Source organism: Halomonas sp. A29, from assembly GCF_046723295.1.
In the GTDB taxonomy this organism is placed as follows: Bacteria; Pseudomonadota; Gammaproteobacteria; order Pseudomonadales; family Halomonadaceae; genus Halomonas.
Genome location: NZ_JAXQPR010000001.1, coordinates 526587 through 543148, shown reverse-complemented (window position 1 = coordinate 543148; position 16562 = coordinate 526587). Strand labels below are relative to the sequence as shown.

Annotated in this window: 18 protein-coding genes; 7 read left to right on the top strand and 11 right to left on the bottom strand. The window is 63.6% G+C overall.

Going from position 1 to position 16562, the window contains the following annotated elements; genetic code table 11:
- Positions 1–72 precede the first annotated feature (72 nt).
- Positions 73–1035: a tRNA dihydrouridine synthase gene (locus SPH52_RS02655; RefSeq protein ID WP_411793451.1), complete on the bottom strand. Its 963-nt coding sequence runs from the start codon at positions 1033–1035 to the stop codon at positions 73–75.
- A 170-nt stretch (positions 1036–1205) separates the two neighbouring features.
- On the opposite strand from SPH52_RS02655, the gene SPH52_RS02650 reads away from it, so the two are divergent.
- From SPH52_RS02650 to SPH52_RS02640, 3 genes are read left to right on the top strand one after another with little or no spacing between them, the layout of a single operon-like run.
- Positions 1206–1457, top strand: coding sequence for an OadG family protein (locus tag SPH52_RS02650; protein WP_411793450.1), 252 nt, complete (start codon positions 1206–1208; stop codon positions 1455–1457).
- 58 nt (positions 1458–1515) lie between these two features.
- Positions 1516–3351, top strand: a complete 1836-nt coding sequence (gene oadA / locus SPH52_RS02645) for a sodium-extruding oxaloacetate decarboxylase subunit alpha (RefSeq protein WP_411793449.1) — start codon at positions 1516–1518, stop codon at positions 3349–3351.
- An 11-nt stretch (positions 3352–3362) separates the two neighbouring features.
- Positions 3363–4685 carry a sodium ion-translocating decarboxylase subunit beta gene (locus SPH52_RS02640; protein WP_411793448.1) on the top strand — a complete coding sequence of 441 codons (1323 nt, stop codon included), beginning with the start codon at positions 3363–3365 and terminating at the stop codon, positions 4683–4685.
- A 74-nt stretch (positions 4686–4759) separates the two neighbouring features.
- Here SPH52_RS02640 and SPH52_RS02635 read toward each other — a convergent pair whose 3' ends face one another.
- From SPH52_RS02635 to SPH52_RS02620, 4 genes are all read right to left on the bottom strand, one after another.
- Positions 4760–5104, bottom strand: a complete 345-nt coding sequence (locus SPH52_RS02635) for a 2Fe-2S iron-sulfur cluster-binding protein (RefSeq protein WP_411793447.1) — start codon at positions 5102–5104, stop codon at positions 4760–4762.
- Between the two features lie 198 nt (positions 5105–5302).
- On the bottom strand, positions 5303–6784 hold the full coding sequence (locus SPH52_RS02630) for a hypothetical protein (RefSeq protein WP_411793446.1): 1482 nt from the start codon (positions 6782–6784) through the stop codon (positions 5303–5305).
- A gap of 231 nt (positions 6785–7015) precedes the next feature.
- Complete coding sequence (locus SPH52_RS02625; RefSeq protein ID WP_411793445.1) at positions 7016–7546, bottom strand: chromate transporter; 531 nt, start codon at positions 7544–7546, stop codon at positions 7016–7018.
- The gene (locus SPH52_RS02620; RefSeq protein ID WP_411793444.1) at positions 7543–8115 is read right to left on the bottom strand and encodes a chromate transporter; all 573 of its coding nucleotides are present in this window, start codon (positions 8113–8115) and stop codon (positions 7543–7545) included. Before SPH52_RS02620 ends, SPH52_RS02625 begins: the two co-directional genes overlap by 4 nt.
- Positions 8116–8290: 175 nt before the next feature.
- Here SPH52_RS02620 and SPH52_RS02615 point away from each other — a divergent pair, with 175 nt between their 5' ends.
- The 4 genes from SPH52_RS02615 (at position 8291) to SPH52_RS02600 (ending at position 11083) form a co-directional block, all read left to right on the top strand.
- Positions 8291–8947, top strand: a complete 657-nt coding sequence (locus tag SPH52_RS02615; RefSeq protein WP_411793443.1) for a GntR family transcriptional regulator — start codon at positions 8291–8293, stop codon at positions 8945–8947.
- Positions 8948–9141: 194 nt separating this feature from the next.
- Positions 9142–9939 (top strand): creatininase family protein, encoded by a 798-nt coding sequence (locus SPH52_RS02610; protein WP_411793442.1) that lies wholly within the window; start codon positions 9142–9144, stop codon positions 9937–9939.
- Between the two features lie 3 nt (positions 9940–9942).
- Positions 9943–10275, top strand: a complete 333-nt coding sequence (locus SPH52_RS02605) for a hypothetical protein (RefSeq protein WP_411793441.1) — start codon at positions 9943–9945, stop codon at positions 10273–10275.
- 148 nt (positions 10276–10423) lie between these two features.
- Positions 10424–11083 (top strand): GntR family transcriptional regulator, encoded by a 660-nt coding sequence (locus SPH52_RS02600; protein ID WP_411793440.1) that lies wholly within the window; start codon positions 10424–10426, stop codon positions 11081–11083.
- A gap of 82 nt (positions 11084–11165) precedes the next feature.
- Here SPH52_RS02600 and nadX read toward each other — a convergent pair whose 3' ends face one another.
- The 6 genes from nadX to SPH52_RS02570 all read right to left on the bottom strand — a co-directional run bounded on the left by nadX (position 11166) and on the right by SPH52_RS02570 (position 16335).
- Positions 11166–11984: an aspartate dehydrogenase gene (nadX, locus tag SPH52_RS02595; RefSeq protein WP_411793439.1), complete on the bottom strand. Its 819-nt coding sequence runs from the start codon at positions 11982–11984 to the stop codon at positions 11166–11168.
- 8 nt (positions 11985–11992) lie between these two features.
- Positions 11993–12331 (bottom strand): 2Fe-2S iron-sulfur cluster-binding protein, encoded by a 339-nt coding sequence (locus SPH52_RS02590; RefSeq protein ID WP_411793438.1) that lies wholly within the window; start codon positions 12329–12331, stop codon positions 11993–11995.
- A gap of 30 nt (positions 12332–12361) precedes the next feature.
- A complete protein-coding gene (locus SPH52_RS02585; protein ID WP_411793437.1) occupies positions 12362–13378 on the bottom strand; it encodes a 2Fe-2S iron-sulfur cluster-binding protein in 1017 nt (338 codons plus the stop codon).
- A gap of 136 nt (positions 13379–13514) precedes the next feature.
- Entirely contained in the window at positions 13515–13994 is a 480-nt protein-coding gene (locus SPH52_RS02580; protein ID WP_411793436.1) for a GlcG/HbpS family heme-binding protein, read from the bottom strand.
- Positions 13995–14037: 43 nt separating this feature from the next.
- Complete coding sequence (locus tag SPH52_RS02575; protein ID WP_411793435.1) at positions 14038–15492, bottom strand: aldehyde dehydrogenase family protein; 1455 nt, start codon at positions 15490–15492, stop codon at positions 14038–14040.
- 111 nt (positions 15493–15603) lie between these two features.
- A complete protein-coding gene (locus SPH52_RS02570) occupies positions 15604–16335 on the bottom strand; it encodes a TenA family transcriptional regulator (RefSeq protein ID WP_411793434.1) in 732 nt (243 codons plus the stop codon).
- Between the last annotated feature and the right edge of the window lie 227 nt (positions 16336–16562).

Here is a 16562-nt window from a genome sequence, read left to right as displayed (position 1 = left end):
AGGGCACCCTTTTTTATTCTCCCTCCCTTACTTGCCCCTTGCTGCGCTTCCGCTCGGCCGTGTCGTCGGCGTTCAGGCTGGCTCGAATCTGCTGTGGCCCCGTTCTTCGCGCTCGCAGGCGAGCCCGGCCAGCAGGGTGTCCAGGTCATTGATGCGTTTTACCGCCTGGAAGCGCAGGTCTGCTTCGGCATCGCGCTGGCGCATGTGGCTGAGCCATTGCTTGACCAGGGAAGTGACAACGCGGTCGGGAAGTGTGCTACGCTGCAATGCAGCAAACTCGGCAAGGGTGGAGGCGCGTACCTGCCAGGGCGTAGTGGGAAGTTGTTCACCGGTCTCCAGCCAGTGGCGAATGCGCGGTGCCAGCCATGGGTCGGCGAGGGCGCCGCGTCCGAGCATGACGTCGCGACAGCCGGATAGTGTGCGCGCTTTCCAGTAGTCCTCGAGGCTCCAGATGTCGCCATTGGCGACGACCGGGATGCGCAGGTGGCGGCGGATGCGACCGATCCACTCCCAGTGGGCCGGAGGGCGGTAGCCCTCGTCGCGGGTCCGAGCGTGGACGACGAGCTGGGTTGCGCCGCCGTCTTCCGCTGCCTTGGCGCAATCGAGCGCCAGGCGTCGGTGCGAGAAGCCGAGGCGGATCTTGGCCGTGACCGGTATCTCGCTGCCTACGGCTTGATGTACCGCCGCTACCACGGCGTGCACGCGGCGCGGGTCGCGCAGCAGTGAGGCACCACCGTCATGGCGGTTGACCAGCTTGGCCGGGCAGCCGAAATTGAGATCGATGGCGCGGGCGCCGAGCTTTCTCGCCTGTACGGCATTGGCCGCCAGCGCCGCTGGGTCGCTGCCGAGCAGCTGCAGCACCACCGGTACATGCGAGGGTGTCGTCACGTTCCCGTCGAGCTCGGGGCAGTGGCGCAGGAAGACCCGCGGAGGCAGGCGCGCATCGACGACACGGACGAATTCCGTCACTGTCCAGTCGAAGCCGGGCCGGCGGGTCAGCAGGTCGCGAGTGTGGGCGTCGATCACACCCTCCATGGGGGCGAGTCCGATCCGTCCTTGTAGTAAAGCAACAACTTTGTCTTCCACCATGACGCGCTTGCAATATATCCAGAGTGTGGCAGTTTATATGGCCAACTTTTAAACGCTTGCCGGCATTTTTGCGACCGTTTCTCAACAGGTCGCGTACGGAATTGGGGAGAGAGCGTATGCAGGACGTGCAGTTGCTACTCGACGGTCTGGCCCTGATGGGGGTCGGCATGGGGTTCGTTTTTGTTTTTCTTACGATTCTCGTGCTGGCTACCCTCGCGATGTCAGCGGTGATTCGCCGTCTGGCCCCCGCTCCCGTTCCCCCGGCCATCACTCCGGCCGCGACGACTCCTGAACGGGCGAATGACGCCGAACTGATGGCCGTCATCAGCACCGCCGTTCATCGCTATCGCAGCCGCCACCGCCGCTGACCGTGCGCTGCGAAGGCTCATATTACTACATAACACGCCACCTACGGGGTTCATCTTCATGAGTGAGATCAAGCGCCCGCTGGGCATCACCGACGTCGTACTGCGCGACGCCCACCAGTCGCTGTTCGCCACCCGCATGCGGTTAGACGACATGCTACCGATCGCCGAAAAGCTCGATCGCGTCGGCTTCTGGTCGCTGGAATCCTGGGGTGGTGCCACCTTCGACGCCTGTATCCGCTATCTCGGTGAAGATCCGTGGGAGCGGATACGGGCGTTGAAGGAGGCCATGCCCAACACTCCGCAGCAGATGCTGCTGCGTGGCCAGAACCTGCTCGGCTACCGCCACTATGCCGACGACGTGGTCGACCGGTTCGTCGAACGTGCCAAGCGCAACGGCGTCGACGTGTTCCGCGTCTTCGATGCCATGAACGACCCGCGTAACCTGGAGCGTGCCATCAAGGCCGTACGTGACGTGGGCGGCCACGCCCAAGGCACCATCTCCTACACCGTGAGCCCGGTGCACACGCTGGATAGCTGGGTGGAGTTGGCCGAGACCATCGCCGACATGGGCGCCGACTCGCTGGCGATCAAGGACATGGCAGGCCTGCTTGCGCCCTATGATGCCTACGAGCTGGTCACGCGACTGAAGAAGGCGCTGTCGATCCCGATCCACATGCAGTGCCACGCTACCACCGGCATGTCCACTGCCGCCATTCTCAAGGCGGTCGAGGCCGGTATCGACAACGTCGATACGGCCATTTCCTCGATGTCGATGACCTACGGCCACAGTCCCACCGAATCGGTAGTGGCCATCCTCAAGGGCACCGATCGCGACACCAATCTCGATCTCGAACTGCTCGAGGACATCGCCGGCTACTTCCGCGAGGTGCGCAAGAAGTACGCCGCCTTCGAGGGCTCGCTGAAGGGCATCGACTCACGCATCCTGGTCGCCCAGGTGCCGGGCGGCATGCTCACCAACATGGAAGGCCAGCTCAAGGAGCAGGGCGCCGGCGACAAGCTCGACGACGTGCTGAGTGAGATTCCTCGCGTGCGCGAGGATCTGGGCTTCATCCCGCTGGTCACGCCCACCTCCCAGATCGTCGGCACCCAGGCAGTGATGAACGTGATGATGGGCGAGCGCTACAAGTCTATCTCCAAGGAGGTCCAGGGGCTGCTCAAGGGCGAGTATGGGGCTGCGCCGGCACCGTTCAACAAGGAGCTGCAGAGCCGCGTGCTCGAGGGTGGCGAGCCGATTACCTGCCGTCCTGCCGACCTGCTCGAGCCCGAGATGGAGCGTCTTGCCGCCGAGCTCCGGGAAAAGGCCAAGGCCGACGGCATCCGTCTGGCCGAGGGCGAGCGCGAGATCGACGACGTGCTGACCTATGCACTGTTCCCGCAGATCGGGCTCAAGTTCCTCAAGAATCGTGATAACCCTGATGCCTTCGAGCCGGTTCCCCAGGCGCCGGGTCAGGAGGTGGCCAGTGCCAACCTGCCGGTCGCTTCCCAGAAGGGCGGAGTAGAGGGCAAGTTGCCGGCCCGCGCCAGTGCGCCCGCCGGACCCGAGACCTACACCGTCAAGGTCAATGGCAAGCAGTACGTGGTCGAGGTCGCCGGGGGCGGCGAGATCGGTGCCGTATCGGAACAGCCGGCTACCCAATCTGTCGAGAGCGCGCCGGCCTCCTCCGGCGAGACCATCAATGCACCGCTGGCCGGCAACATCTTCAAGGTCAACGTGCGTCCGGGCGATGCGGTCAAGGAGGGTGACGTGGTCATCATCCTCGAGGCCATGAAGATGGAGACCGAAGTGCGCGCCGCCAGCGCCGGCACCGTTTCCGAGGTCAAGGTCGGTGAGGGCGATAGCGTCACCGTCGGCGACACCCTGATCGTGCTCTAAGGGCCAATACCATGGAAAAGCTATTGACCCTGTGGGAGGGTTCCGGTCTCTACAATCTGACGCTGGGCCAGGCGGTCATGATTGCCGTGGGGCTGGTGCTGCTCTATCTCGCCATCCACAAGAAGTTCGAGCCACTGCTGCTGGTACCGATCGGCTTCAGCGGGATACTGGCCAACATTCCCGAGGCGGGGCTGGCCATCTCGGCGCTTGACCAGGCCATCGAGGTGGCGCGTCCGGCAGTGTTGCAGCAGATGGCAATGGCGCTCGGCGCTACCCTCGACCCACTAGCCGGTGAAGAGGCGTGGCGGGCTACGCTCAAGGCGATAGTCGACAACGGTGCCGCGCCGGATCAGATCCGCGCCGCGCGTGATGTGGCCATGAACGTTGGCTACGGTGATGGTTTGCTCTATGTCTTCTACTCCGTTGCCGTGGCCTCGGGCATTGCCCCGCTGCTGATCTTCATGGGCGTGGGAGCGATGACCGATTTCGGTCCGTTGCTGGCCAACCCGCGGACCCTGTTCCTTGGCGCCGCAGCGCAGTTCGGCATCTTTGCCACCCTGTTCGGGGCGGTGGGGCTGTCGTCGCTGGGCTGGATGGATTTCTCTCTGCAGCAGGCCGCCGCCATCGGCATCATCGGTGGCGCCGACGGCCCGACCTCGATCTATGTCTCGAGCGTACTGGCGCCGGAGCTGCTGGGGGCCATCGCCGTGGCTGCCTACGCCTACATGGCGCTGGTGCCGATGATCCAGCCGCCGATCATGCGGCTGCTCACCACGCGCAAGGAGCGTGCGATCGCCATGACCCAGCTGCGGCCGGTCTCGAAGCTGGAGAAGATCGTGTTCCCGCTGCTGTTGCTGATGCTGGTCGCGCTGTTCCTGCCTGATGCGGCACCGCTGCTGGGCATGTTCTGCTTCGGTAACCTGATGCGCGAGTGCGGCGTGGTGGAGCGGCTGACCGATACCGCCCAGAACGCCCTGATCAACATCGTCACCATCGTGCTCGGCCTCGCCGTAGGGTCGAAGCTGATGGCCGAAAGCTTCCTGGCGCTGGAAACGCTGGGCATCATGGGACTGGGCATGGTGGCCTTTGCCATCGGTACCGCGGCCGGCGTGCTGATGGCGAAGCTGATGAACCTGGTGAGCCGCATGCCGATCAATCCGCTGATCGGCTCGGCCGGCGTCTCGGCGGTGCCCATGGCCGCGCGGGTCTCCAACAAGGTGGGTCTCGAGGCCAATCCGCACAACTTCCTGCTGATGCACGCCATGGGGCCCAACGTGGCCGGCGTCATCGGCTCGGCGGTGGCTGCGGGGGTGATGATCAAGTACCTGGGCTGACCCCGATAGCTCAGGCGAAGAGCCCGTCAGCCAACGCTGGCGGGCTCTTTGCGTTCTGCTGCCTGGACAAGGTGTCAGGAGGCAGTGACGCTGCCGGCGAGGTTCTGGCTGCTGGCAGCGGTGGCGGGCGCATCCTGCGCCAGCTCGATGTCCTCCTCGATCCACAGCTGGCAGGCGAGCCGGTAGCCCTGTTCGAGGCGTGTACCGAGCATCTTCTTCTCCTTCCAGTTGGGCTCGGGTAGCGCTTCGCCGCCCTTGATGACCTTGCACATGCACTTGGCGCACTTGCCCATGCCGCAGCCGTAGCTCAGGTGAGGATAGGGAAACTGGCGGATTCCGGCGCGTACCACCAGGTTGGTGTTGGGCTGGACTTCGCCTTCGAAAACCTCGCCATTCTTGTGGATCTTGATCAGGGGCATGGCATTCACCTGTTTGTCGTCGTCGGGGGTGTGCCACGGAATCCCGTGGCACGTCAGCAAATTTCTCTTGTGGCATATGGTGTACCATGTGCCATGGAGATGGGCTCGTCAACCCCTTCGGAATACATCGTGGTTGAGGAGCGCGATGCTCTGGCAGCGAGGCCCCGAGCTGTCGCTTCCAGCCGCCAGCTGTGGGTGCTAGAGGAGCAGGATTAGGGCAAGCAGCGAGGCCACGACGATGCCGGAAATCACCGGTACGAAGTTGCGCCGCACCAGCGCCGCTGGGCTTACCCCGGCGATGCCGGCGTCGGCCGCCACCCCGAAGGCCCAGGCGGCCAAGGTACCGCCACCGGCAAAAATGGCCGCGACCTGGCCCAGGGCGGCCAGCACATGGACGTCGACACCGGCGCCGGTGCCCAGCGCACCCGACAGCGAACCCACCAGCGGCAGCCCGGAGAAGCCCGACCCGTCCATTCCCGAGAGCAAGCCGATGAAGGCCATGCCAAAGGTCAGCAGGAAGACGTTGCCGTCGATGTAGTGGCCGATGTTGTGGCCGATATCGAACAGGTACCCGGCCGCGCCTGCGCCGATGACCTCGACGGAGTGGCCGGGGTGGCCGAGGAAGAAGAACCCGGCAATCGGGATGATCGGGGCAAAGATCTTGATGGCGAAGAAGAAGCCCTCACGGGTATAGCTGCTGATGCCGTCCAGGGCGTGATGGCCGTGGGAGGCGAACGACGAGAGCACCAGCAGCACGGTAGCCGTGCCGCCCAGCAGCGCCGTGGCGCCGCCGCCGCGAATCGCCTGGTCGGGCATGAACAGGGCGCGATAGATCATCAACCCGGCAATGCCGAGCAGGATGGCAGGCACGGCGATGGCAAAGAGGCGTGCGTAGGGTCCGGCTCCCGGCTCGCTCGTCTCCTTTACGGTATCGGCCTGAACGGCAGCGGCTCCCGCCGAGCGCGGAGAGAAGACTTCGTCGCTCTTGGGAGCTTCCAGCACACCGGAACGCATGTCGCGGCGCAGGTGCAGGCAGGCGATGGTGATCGCCACGACACCTACGACCAGCGAGAACAGCAGGGTATAGGGCACCAGTGTAGTGGTCTCGATACCCGCGGCACCTGCCGTCAGGCGGCTTGCACCCTGGATGACCGGATCGGCGGAGAGCGCCATGCCGTGGCCGAACAGGTTGACCGCCATGGCGGCGCCGATGGCTGGCAGGCCCACCTGCATGGCGACGGGGATCAGTACGGTGCCGACCAGGGCCACGGCCGGAGTCGGCCAGAAGAAGGCGGCGGCGATGTACATGGTGATGCCGACCACGAAGAAGGCCGTCCAGGGGCCGATCATCAGCTTCTTCATCGGTGCCACCATCAGCCTGTCGGCCCCCTGGCTCTGCAGCGACTTGAGCATGGCGACCATCAGCGCGATGACCAGCATGATATCGAAGAGTTCGGTGCCAGCATTGAGCAGGGCTCGGAAGACCACCTGAACGGCGAAGATCAGTTGGTTGAGTCCGCCCTCGTGAGGAGCATCGGCCAGCAGGCCCAGCATGAAGATGCCGGCAATGGAAGGGATGATGACGCCCTTGCGGAAGCCGATGGAAACGAAGATTGCCAGGATCACCAGAAGGAAGACCCAGTGTGATGCGGTGAGTTGTACCTGTTCGAGTTGTTCCATGTTGCACCTTGTCGTGTCGTCAGGCTTTGCGATGGCGGCGCCGAGCTGGTCGGGCGGCCCATCGCGCGCTTGTAGTTGTCGGTTGCTGCTTTGCCACGGTCGTGTTGCCTTGCATGTCACGAAAGCGGTGCTGTCGTCTTTCGCGCATGAACTACGCTCAGGTCGGATGTCGTCGCATGGCTGTCTCCTGTGGTCGAGAATGGCTATCCATGAAGAATCGATGGCCGGGCGTCAGCCCAGCAACAAGCCGCCATAGACCAGCGCACCGGCAACCACGAGGGCAGGGTGCGCCTTGAAGCGAAGCAGGGCGATGGCGGCGGCGGCCGCAATGATCAGGGTGTGGATAGGGCCGGCGCCAGCCAGGCCTTCGTTGAGGAAGCTCAGAACCAGGCCGGCCATCATGATGGCGATGACGGGGCGCACCCACTGGCTCATGCGCTTGACCCGAGGCGAGTCGCGGTGGCGATAGAGCAGCCCCAGGGCGCCCAGCATCAGCAGCAGAGAGGGCACGACGGTAGCGATGACGGCGACCGCGGCGCCGGCGACACCCGCGACTTCATAACCGACGTAGCCGGCCATCTTGGTGGCTATCGGGCTCGGCAGGGCATTGCCCAGGCCCAGCACCTCGGCGAACTCCTGGGCACTCATCCAACCGTAGCGGCCCACCACCTCCGCCTCGATGAGCGGGATGATGGCGGGGCCACCGCCGTAGCCGACGATGTTGGGAATGAAGAAGGCGAGGAAGAGCTGTGCGTAGATCATCGGGCGGCCTCCTCGGTCTTCTTGTCCTTCGTCAGGGGAGGCAGCATGGCCGCGACCAACAGGGCACCTATCACCAGACCGGGGTGGAGGCCGAGCCAGTAGATCAGCCCGCCTGCGACACTGGCCATGAGCAGGCTCACCGCCCAGCCCAGCGCCAGGCGCGACTTGTTGATGAAGTCCCAGGTGAGCTGAGCCATCATCACCATCACCACCGGTACCACGCCCTGACCCATGCCATGGATCCAGCCAATGTCGCGATAGCGGCTGAACAGGCCCAGCATCAGGATCATGGCGACGATCATCGGCAGGATCCCCGCGAGCACGGCGTTGATGCAGCCGAGCGTGCCGCCGACGCGAAAGCCGATATAGCCAGGCATCTTGGTGGCAATGGGGCCCGGCAGGGTGTTGGCGATGGCCAGCACGTCGGCGAACTCCTCATCGCTCATCCAGGCGTGGCGCTTGACCACTTCCTGGTGTACCAAAGGGATCATCGAAGGGCCGCCGCCGAACCCCAGAAGGCCAATTCGGAGAAAGGAGAAGAACAGCTTGCCCTGTTGTGATGCCGACATGTCAGTAGGGTCCTTGTCTGAGATCGATGGTTATTTCTTCAAAAACAACAATATGATCAAATCCGGTTTGTATTTTTTCTAGAAATAATCGATTATTTGGCCTAGGTTAGATTGCAGGGAGCAGGTTCGTCAATATCGGTATACCAAATTCCAAAAAAATGAAGGGAGTCACGCCATGACCGAAACCCTCAAGCAGGGCAGTGCTACTGCCGCGAGCAGGATCTACGAGACGCTGCGCCAGGATCTGCTCAATGGCCGCTACCGCGCTGGCGAGCGGTTATCGATCGCTCTGCTGCGCGACACCTATGAGGTGGGCTTGAGTCCGTTGCGCGAGGCGCTCAACCGCTTGGCAGCCTATGGCCTGTTGCGCCAGGAGAATCAGCGCGGCTTCCGCGTGCTGGAGCTGTCCCGTGAAGAGCTTGCCGATATCACCGAGATGCGCCGTCAACTCGAAGGCATGGCGCTCGAGCTGGCCATACTGCACGGCGACGAGGAGTGGGAATCCCAACTGCTGGCAGCCAACCACCGGCTGGCGAAGGCCGCCGGCCACACGCCGGTTGTGGAGTGGGAGCAGCTGCATTCGCGCTTCCACAATGCTCTGGTGGCACCCTGTGGCTCGGCCTGGCTGTTACGCTTCATCTCTCAGCTTCACGACCAGTTCGACCGCTATCGACGAGTGGCGCCGCAAGCCCAGGAGTCGCGTCACCAGCTCGATTCCCAGCACCAGGAATTGGTGGATCTGGCACTGGCCCGAGACGCTCGCCGCGCCCGGGCGCTGATCGAGGAGCACATCACTCTCTCCAGCGAAGTGGCCATGCGCAGCTGCCGCTAGGCGTCGTCGTCTGGAAGCGTCGATAGTCCGGGGGGAGGGAGTTCAGGGGGCTTTACAGGGCGGAGGGATTCGGCTAGGGTTGGTATTTGGTATACCAAGTGCAGCCACTGGCCCTGATGACAGAACGCTGACTGCCGTCGAGGTTCCGCCAGACGCCGAAGGAGAGCGGGATGGAGAGTCGGATAGAAAGCCGGATGAAAAGCTACGTACTGACGGAGATGACCTGGCCCGAGGTCGAAGAGGCGCTGAAGCACGTCAGGATGGCCATCGTGCCGGTCGGTGCCCACGAGCAGCACGGGCCGCACATGAACGAGAGCTGCGATGCGGTGCTGGCCACCGAGATGGCCAAGCGCCTGGCCGAAGTGCTCCATCCCCTGGTGCTGGTGACACCTACGGTCAACATGGGGGTTTCTCCCCATCACCTGAACTTTCCCGGCACCATCAGCCTGCGGCCCGAAACCCTGCTGGCCGTACTGCGTGACATGGTCGTCTCACTGCAGCGCCATGGGATCGACAAGGTGCTGTTCCTCAACAGTCACGGCGGCAATCAGGCCACGCTGGGCCTGGCCTGCGCCAGCTTCGCCCAGGAGCTGGGCGTGGAGTGCTACTACGCCAAGACCACGGCCTCCGCCAAGAAGGCCATGAAAGAACACATCTCCTCGACTCTGTTCGGTCACAGCTGTGAGCGCGAGGTCTCCGAGGCCTACTATCTTGCCCCCCACCTGGTGCGCCCGGAACGGCTCGAAAAAGGCGATATCGTTGATGGCGGTCGCTGGGAGGGCATGCGTCCGGGCAATTCCCTCCAAGGCTTCTACTACTACGAGGAAATGACTCGCAACGGCTGTATCGGTGATGCCACCCAGGCAAGCCTGGCCATCGGCAAGGCCATCGTCGAGGAGGCGCTGGAAGAGCTGTCGGCGGCATTGCGGCCGCTACTGGCCGAACCTGCCCGTGCTCGAACGGCGCATGACGAGCGGGAACTCGCGACCTGATCCATGACCACAACAAGAGAGATCACCGACATGTACATCATCCTGACAAGCAAGCTGGGCGAATACGATGCCAGGCCGGGCCAGGGTATCTCCCCCGTCGAATCCTACGAGTACTTCTTCTACGGCAAGAAGAAGGCCGATTTCACCATCGCCGAGGTCAGCGGCGACCAGGGCCGGGTCAGCATCGTCGAGACCGGCGAGGGTGGCAAGACCAACAGCGTGCCGCTGAAGTTTTTTGAACGCTTCGACACGGTCGAAGCGGCGCGGGCCGAACTCGAGCAACTGGTGACGTTCGGCAGCATCGATACCCGCCTGGAGAAAACACCGCTGCATTGAGCGCAGCGGCGGCTTTTCGCTCCCCGTGCCCTTCGGCGCGGGGCTCGGTTCCTGTTGGTCTCTCGTGCACCAGATACCGTCGTGCGGTCGGAATATGGTAAAATGCCCTATTCTCATCCACCGCTCATGACGCCGAAGGTAGCTTCGAATGGCCGAGACCTGGACCCAGGAAGACCTCTCTCCGATCCGCGACAAGGTATACGCCTATCTCAAGGACGCCATCCTGCGAGGCGAGTACAAGGCGGGTGATCGCCTGGTCGAGAGGGTGCTGGCCGAGAAGCTCAACATCAGCCGCACGCCCATCCGTGAGGCGTTGTTCCGCCTGGAGACCCAGCGCTTCGTGCGTACGGTGCCGCGCAAGGGCGTGGTGGTCAACGAGATCGCCCAGTCCGAGATCCTCGAAGTGTTCATGATCCTTTCCTCGCTGGAGTCGTTGGCCGCTCGCCTTGCGGCCCAGAAGGTCAGCGACGAGATTGCTGCCGAGATCGACCGGCTCATGGCCGAGATGGACGAGGCCCTGCAAGATGGCGGCGGCGATGAGGTGGAACTCAACGTCAAGTACAATGACCTTATCGGCAGGGCTTCAGGCAATCCCAAACTTCACGAGATGCTGGTCGATCTCAAGGATTACGTGCGTGCCTTCTCCAATCTCAGTAGCGCCCTGCCGGGGCGTACCAAGGAGGCGCTGCGTGAGCACCAGGACATCCTCGGGGCTATCCGCGGCGGCGAGGAGGATCTCGCCGAAAGCTTTACCCGTATCCACCTCGAGAAGTCGCGCAAGGCCTACATGAGCCGCTCTCAGGTCTGAGCGGGAAAGAAGGAAGCCGAGACGAAACGAGCCGGGCGCCGCATTGCGAGCGCCCGGCTTCGTTGTGGCCGGCAATGCCGGCCTAGCCGATGACCAGTGGCGATGAAAGGTTCCTCAGCGCCTGAGCCACGCTCATGGCGACGATGAAGCCGGTCTTGGGGTTGTTCGGCGAGGGGGTGTTCTGCACTTCGATGCGCACCTCACCAAACAGGCCTTTGGCCGAGACTTCGTGAACGTTCTTGTCGATGGTGGGGTCGACTAGCACCCGGACCTCGGTGGCCTCGAAGCCCACGCCCGCCAAGCTCAGCGCCGCCGAGACGTTGACGCTCTCGGGAAAGACCCGCGACGACTCACGGGCGTTGCCCTCGAAGATCACCGTCGGCTGCGTGACCGCATCGAGATCCACCACCTCTTCGGCGAAGGTACCGCGCCAGGCCTTGACCGGCTTGCGTGTGGTCAGCGTCACCCGCTCCAGAGGCCCCTGGGCGGCGGCGGCGATGCGGTCGAGGCCGGCGATCGCTGCCGAGGGTACCAGCACACGTCTGCCGTGCCGGCTGGCGCTGGCCATGACCCGGTCATGGAGCGCCTGATCGCAGAAGGCGCCAACCGATACCACCATGAAATCGCAGCCATGCTGCAGCGACTTTTCGGCGTAGCGAATCACGGCTTCGTGTCCTGCCGTCTCGACTACCACGTCGGGGCTAGAGGCAAAGAAGGCCTCTTCGCTGTCGGTGATCAGGCCGCTCTTCAGCGCGGCGTCGGCATACTTGCCGGCATCGCGTACCAGTACGCCGGCCAGGCGGGTATCGCCCGCCTGCCCGCTGAGGATGGCCTCGGCGACGTCCTTGCCCGCCGTACCGTAGCCGATGAGTCCAACTCGAATCGTGTGCCTTTCCGTCATCGCTTGTCTCATGCCTCCGCCTTGGGTCTGACCTGGCGCGTGCCGGCTGCGCCGCTCCTGGGCGCCTCCTCCCAGGAGACTTTGACGTCACCCTTGAGGAAGGTCTGGCAGGCGAGTCGATAGCCCTGGGCGAGCTCCTCGGCGGTGAGCAGTTTCTCTTCCTTCTTCTTCACGGCATCGGTGTTCTCGCGTCCTTCCTCGACCAGGCACTTGCAGGTGCCGCACAGGCCACCGCCGCACTTGAACGGGATGCCGCCCTTTTCGCGCAGCGACACGCGCAGCAGGTTGGAGTCCTCGGGCGCGCTGACCACCTTGCCTTCGTTGGTGATGAAAGTGATGTCCGGCATATCGATTACCTCGCTGGGTCCCGTGATGCGTCAGGCCACGCTGCCTTCGAGCTCATGAGTGAAGTTGAAGCTGTCGGCGTAGATGCGCTCGATGTCGAGACCGCGCTGGGAAAAGCTCGTCTTGGCGGCGGCGATCATCGGCGGCGGGCCGCACAGGTAGGCATCGAAAGCGCTCATATCGTTGAAGTCCTGGCACACGGCCTCGTGGACGAAACCGCGACGTCCGTCCCACTCGGGGTCGGCTTCCGAAAGCACCGGTACGTAATGAAAGTTGGGCAGCGTCTCCGCCCACCGCTTGAGCTGGTCATCCAGATAGAGGTCTTCCGCACGCCGCACACCCCAGTAAAGGGTGATGCTGGGGCGCGCAGGATCTTCCATTAGCGATTCGATGATGCTCTTGAGCGGTGCCAGGCCGGTGCCGCCGCCCACCATCAGCAGGTCGCGGGGACTCGCGGTGTCGTAGCGGAAGTTGCCGTGAGGCAGCTCCACGTCGAGGGTGTCGCCGGGTTGGTAGTGGGTTTCCAGGCGGCCGGTGAAATGGCCGCCGGGCACACGGCGAATGTGGAAGTCGAAAAGCTCGCCGCGGTGGGGCGATGCCATGGAGAAACTGCGTGGGCTGCCGTCGTCCAGCATCACGTTGAGATACTGGCCCGGATGGAAGACCACCTCGCTGGCAGTGGGGATGCGAAGCTCCAGATGGATGACGTCGTGACTGAGCTTCTCCAGCCGCTCGATGGTGGCGACATGGAAATCGGGCGCAATGTAACCTGCGGGTAGCAGCTTGGCGCTGATGGTCAGATCGCTCTGGGCACACGCCTGGCAGGCCAGGGCATAGCCCGCTTCGGCCTCCTCTTCGGTCAGGCCGAAGGGGAACTCCTCATATTCGACCGTGCCTTCCACCAGCTTGACACGGCAGGCACCGCAGCCACCGAAGCGGCAGTCGTGAACGAGCGGGAAGCCTGCCCGCTCGGCGGCCTCGAGCAGCGGCTCACCCGCCTGGGCTTCGAAGCTTTCTGACGTGTCGGAGAGAGTAATACGGTAGCTCATGGCAGCCTCCTGGAGCGCACCCGTTGCAAGGCAGAGTCTTGTCGTTGTTGCCGGGCCGGATATCGGTGCTTGGCCGGTCGTCCGTGGGGTCGGCAAGGGCACGGCCGCTTGCCGACGTATCCGATGGCGGACGGGCTTACTTCTTGATGTCGGCCTCGACCACCACTTCATGGCCGGACTCGCGCAGGTGATCCTGGAGCGCCTGCAGGGCGGCCAGGCCGGCCTGGGTGTCCTGTTCGCCGTTGCCGCCGCTCAGGCCCACACCGCCGATCACCTCTCCATCGACGACGATGGGAAAGCCGCCGACGAATACCGCGAACTTGCCCTCGAAGCTCCACTGGATGCCGAAGGCCTCGTTGCCAGGCAGTGCCGGGCCGTTGGGAGCGGTGTTGAACAGGTGAGTCGAGCGCTTGTGGCCGGCAGCGGTGAAGGCCTTGTTCCAGGCGATCTGCGGGCCAGTGACGCGGGCGCCGTTCATACGCTCGAGTGCCAGCGGGTAGCCGCCGTCATCCACCACGCAAATGGTTTCCAGCACGCCGATCTGCTCGGAGCGCTTCTTGGCGGCCTCCACCATCAGCTTGGCTTCTTCCAGTTCCAGTCGGAAAACCTGTTTCATGGGTGTCACCTTGTCGTCAGAGTTGTCGTTGTAAATGCCGCGCTCAGCGGCCGAGGTAGACGGTCTTGGTCTGGGTGAAGAAATCCAGCCCGGCGCGTCCCGATTCACGGAACGTGGAAGTGCTCGACTGCTTCAGTCCGCCGAAGGGGGCGTTGACCAGATTCCCGGTGGTGGTGCGGTTGACCTTCACCGTGCCGGCCTGAATATCGAGCGGGAAGCGCTGGATATAGCCGATGTCGTTGGTCACCAGGGCGGCAGCGAGGCCGTAGGGCGTATCGTTGGCCTTGGCGATGGCGTCCTCGTAGCCGTCCACGTCGATCACCGCGACCACCGGGCCGAAGATTTCCTCGCGGGCGATGCGCATCTGCTGGGTAACGTCGCTGAAGATTGCCGGCGTGACGTAGAAGCCCTTGGCGTAGTCGCCCTCGGTGAGGTGTTCGCCGCCATGAACGTGGGTGGCTTCCTGCTTGCCCGCCTCGACGTAGCCGAGCACGGTGTCGAGCTGCTGGCGGGTGGCCAGCGGGCCGATCTGGGTACCCTCGCTCATGCCGTTGCCGATCTTCAGCGTCTTGACCTTCTCCACCAGCCGCGTGAGGTACTCTTCTTTCAGGCTGCGTGCGATCAGCACCCGGCTGGTGCCGGTGCAGGCCTGGCCGGTCAGTGAAAAACCGCCCTTCACGGTCAGGTCCACCGCGGTGTCGATGTCGGCGTCTTCCAGCACGATCAGCGGGTTCTTGCCGCCGAGCTCCATCTGGGTACGGGTGGCCATGGCCGCTGCGCGGTGAATGCGCTCGCCGGCGGCGGTGGAGCCGGTGAAGGAGATCGCCTTGACGACGGGGTTGGCGGTGATCTCCTCGCCGATGGACGAGGCGGCGCCGGTGATGAAATTGAACACGCCGGCCGGCACGCCGGCGTGATGCAGGGCCTCGGCCAGGCGGTAGCCGATCAGCGGAGCATCCGATGAAGGCTTGAATACCACGGTATTGCCGGTGATCAGCGCCGGGGCGATCTTGCGCGCCGGAATCGAGATCGGGAAATTCCAGGGCGTGATGATGGTCGCCACGCCCAGCGGCTCGCGCTGGGTGTAGACCATCATCTTGGCGTCGTCCTGAGGAAAGGTTTCGCCGGTGATGGTCTGGCCTTCTACGGCATAGAAGCGCAGGGTCTGGGCCGAACGGGTCACTTCGTCGCGGCTGTTGGCGAGCAGCTTGCCCTCTTCGCGGGTCAGCTCCTCGGCGAACTGCTCGACGTTCTCCATCAGGTAGTCGGCGGCACGGTTGAGGATCCTGGCGCGCTGAGAGATGGGGATCTCGCGCCAGGCGGCGAAGGCGCGGTCGGCCGCTGAGATCGCACGGCGAGCATCTTCCACCGTCGACGCCTGGAACCGTCCTAGCAGGTCGTCCTGGTCGGCGGGGTTGCGGTTCTCGAAGGTCTCCCCCGAAGTGCCCGCGACCCACTCGCCATCGATATAGTTGAGAAACTGGGTTGCGCTATCCAAGACGCTTACCTCTTTTGTCGTCGCTGGCTGTCAAATGGAGAACGAATTTGCTCGTGTTCATGTCGGGTCATCTGCCGGCCTCGGACAGGCAGATGACGTGACGCGATGGGCTCAGGCGGCCATGTCGAGCTCGGTGATGGGCAGGTCGCCGGCGACGTAGTCGTAGTACAGCGCGGTGGTATAGAGCAGGCGCATCTGGGCACCGATCTCGCAGATCTTCAGGCAACGCTGCTGCAGCTCTACGGTGTCGGCGTGTTCCAGCACGATCTGGTAGCCACGCTCACCGTGGATCTCATCGGAGACGATGTGCAGGTCGAAGAACTCGACCTCCTCGTCGGTGAAGCCGTACTTCTCGCGCAGGGTCGGGGTCTGCTTGCGGTAGATCGACGGCACCTGGGATTCCAGGCCGACCACCAGCGCCGCTACCGCGACGACCGGGTGCTCACGCATGGCGACGGCGTAGCACCAGCTCTGCAGGCCGCGAGTGGTGGGCGACATGTTGTCGGGGTTCTCGACGCGCTCGCGGGTGGTGCCGCAGGCCTCGGCAAAGCGGATCAGCAGATCGGTGTGGCGGTCGCCGCCCAGCTCTTCCTCGTACATGTTCTGCAGCAGGAAGTCCTTGGCCTCGGTGTAGGTCTCCGGGGTATTGGCGTAGATGTACGCCAGGTAGTCGGCGAACGGGCCTACGTAGTGGTAGTGGTTCTCGGCCCAGCGGGCGAGATGGTCGCGGGACAGCTTGCCGCTGGCCCAGGCTACGCTGAAAGGTGCCTTGTTGGCGCTCTTGCCCTTGATGGCATCTTCCAGAGCGGTACGGAATTCATCGCGATTCATCAATTGTGCCATGGGGAGGACTCCTGGTCGTTGCCGTGCGCTGCCTGATTCGACAGGTCGCGCTCTTGTTGTTGGCCGGCATGGGATGGTCGTGGGCCGGGCTTATCTCATATGGCTTATGGTATACCAAAAGCCATGTATGCAGCCTAATTTCCCTCCGCTCACCCTGTCAAGGCTTTTTCTGATCTGAGTCAAATCTTGCCGATGGACGCTGCGGCAGAAGCGGAGAAGAGGCTAGA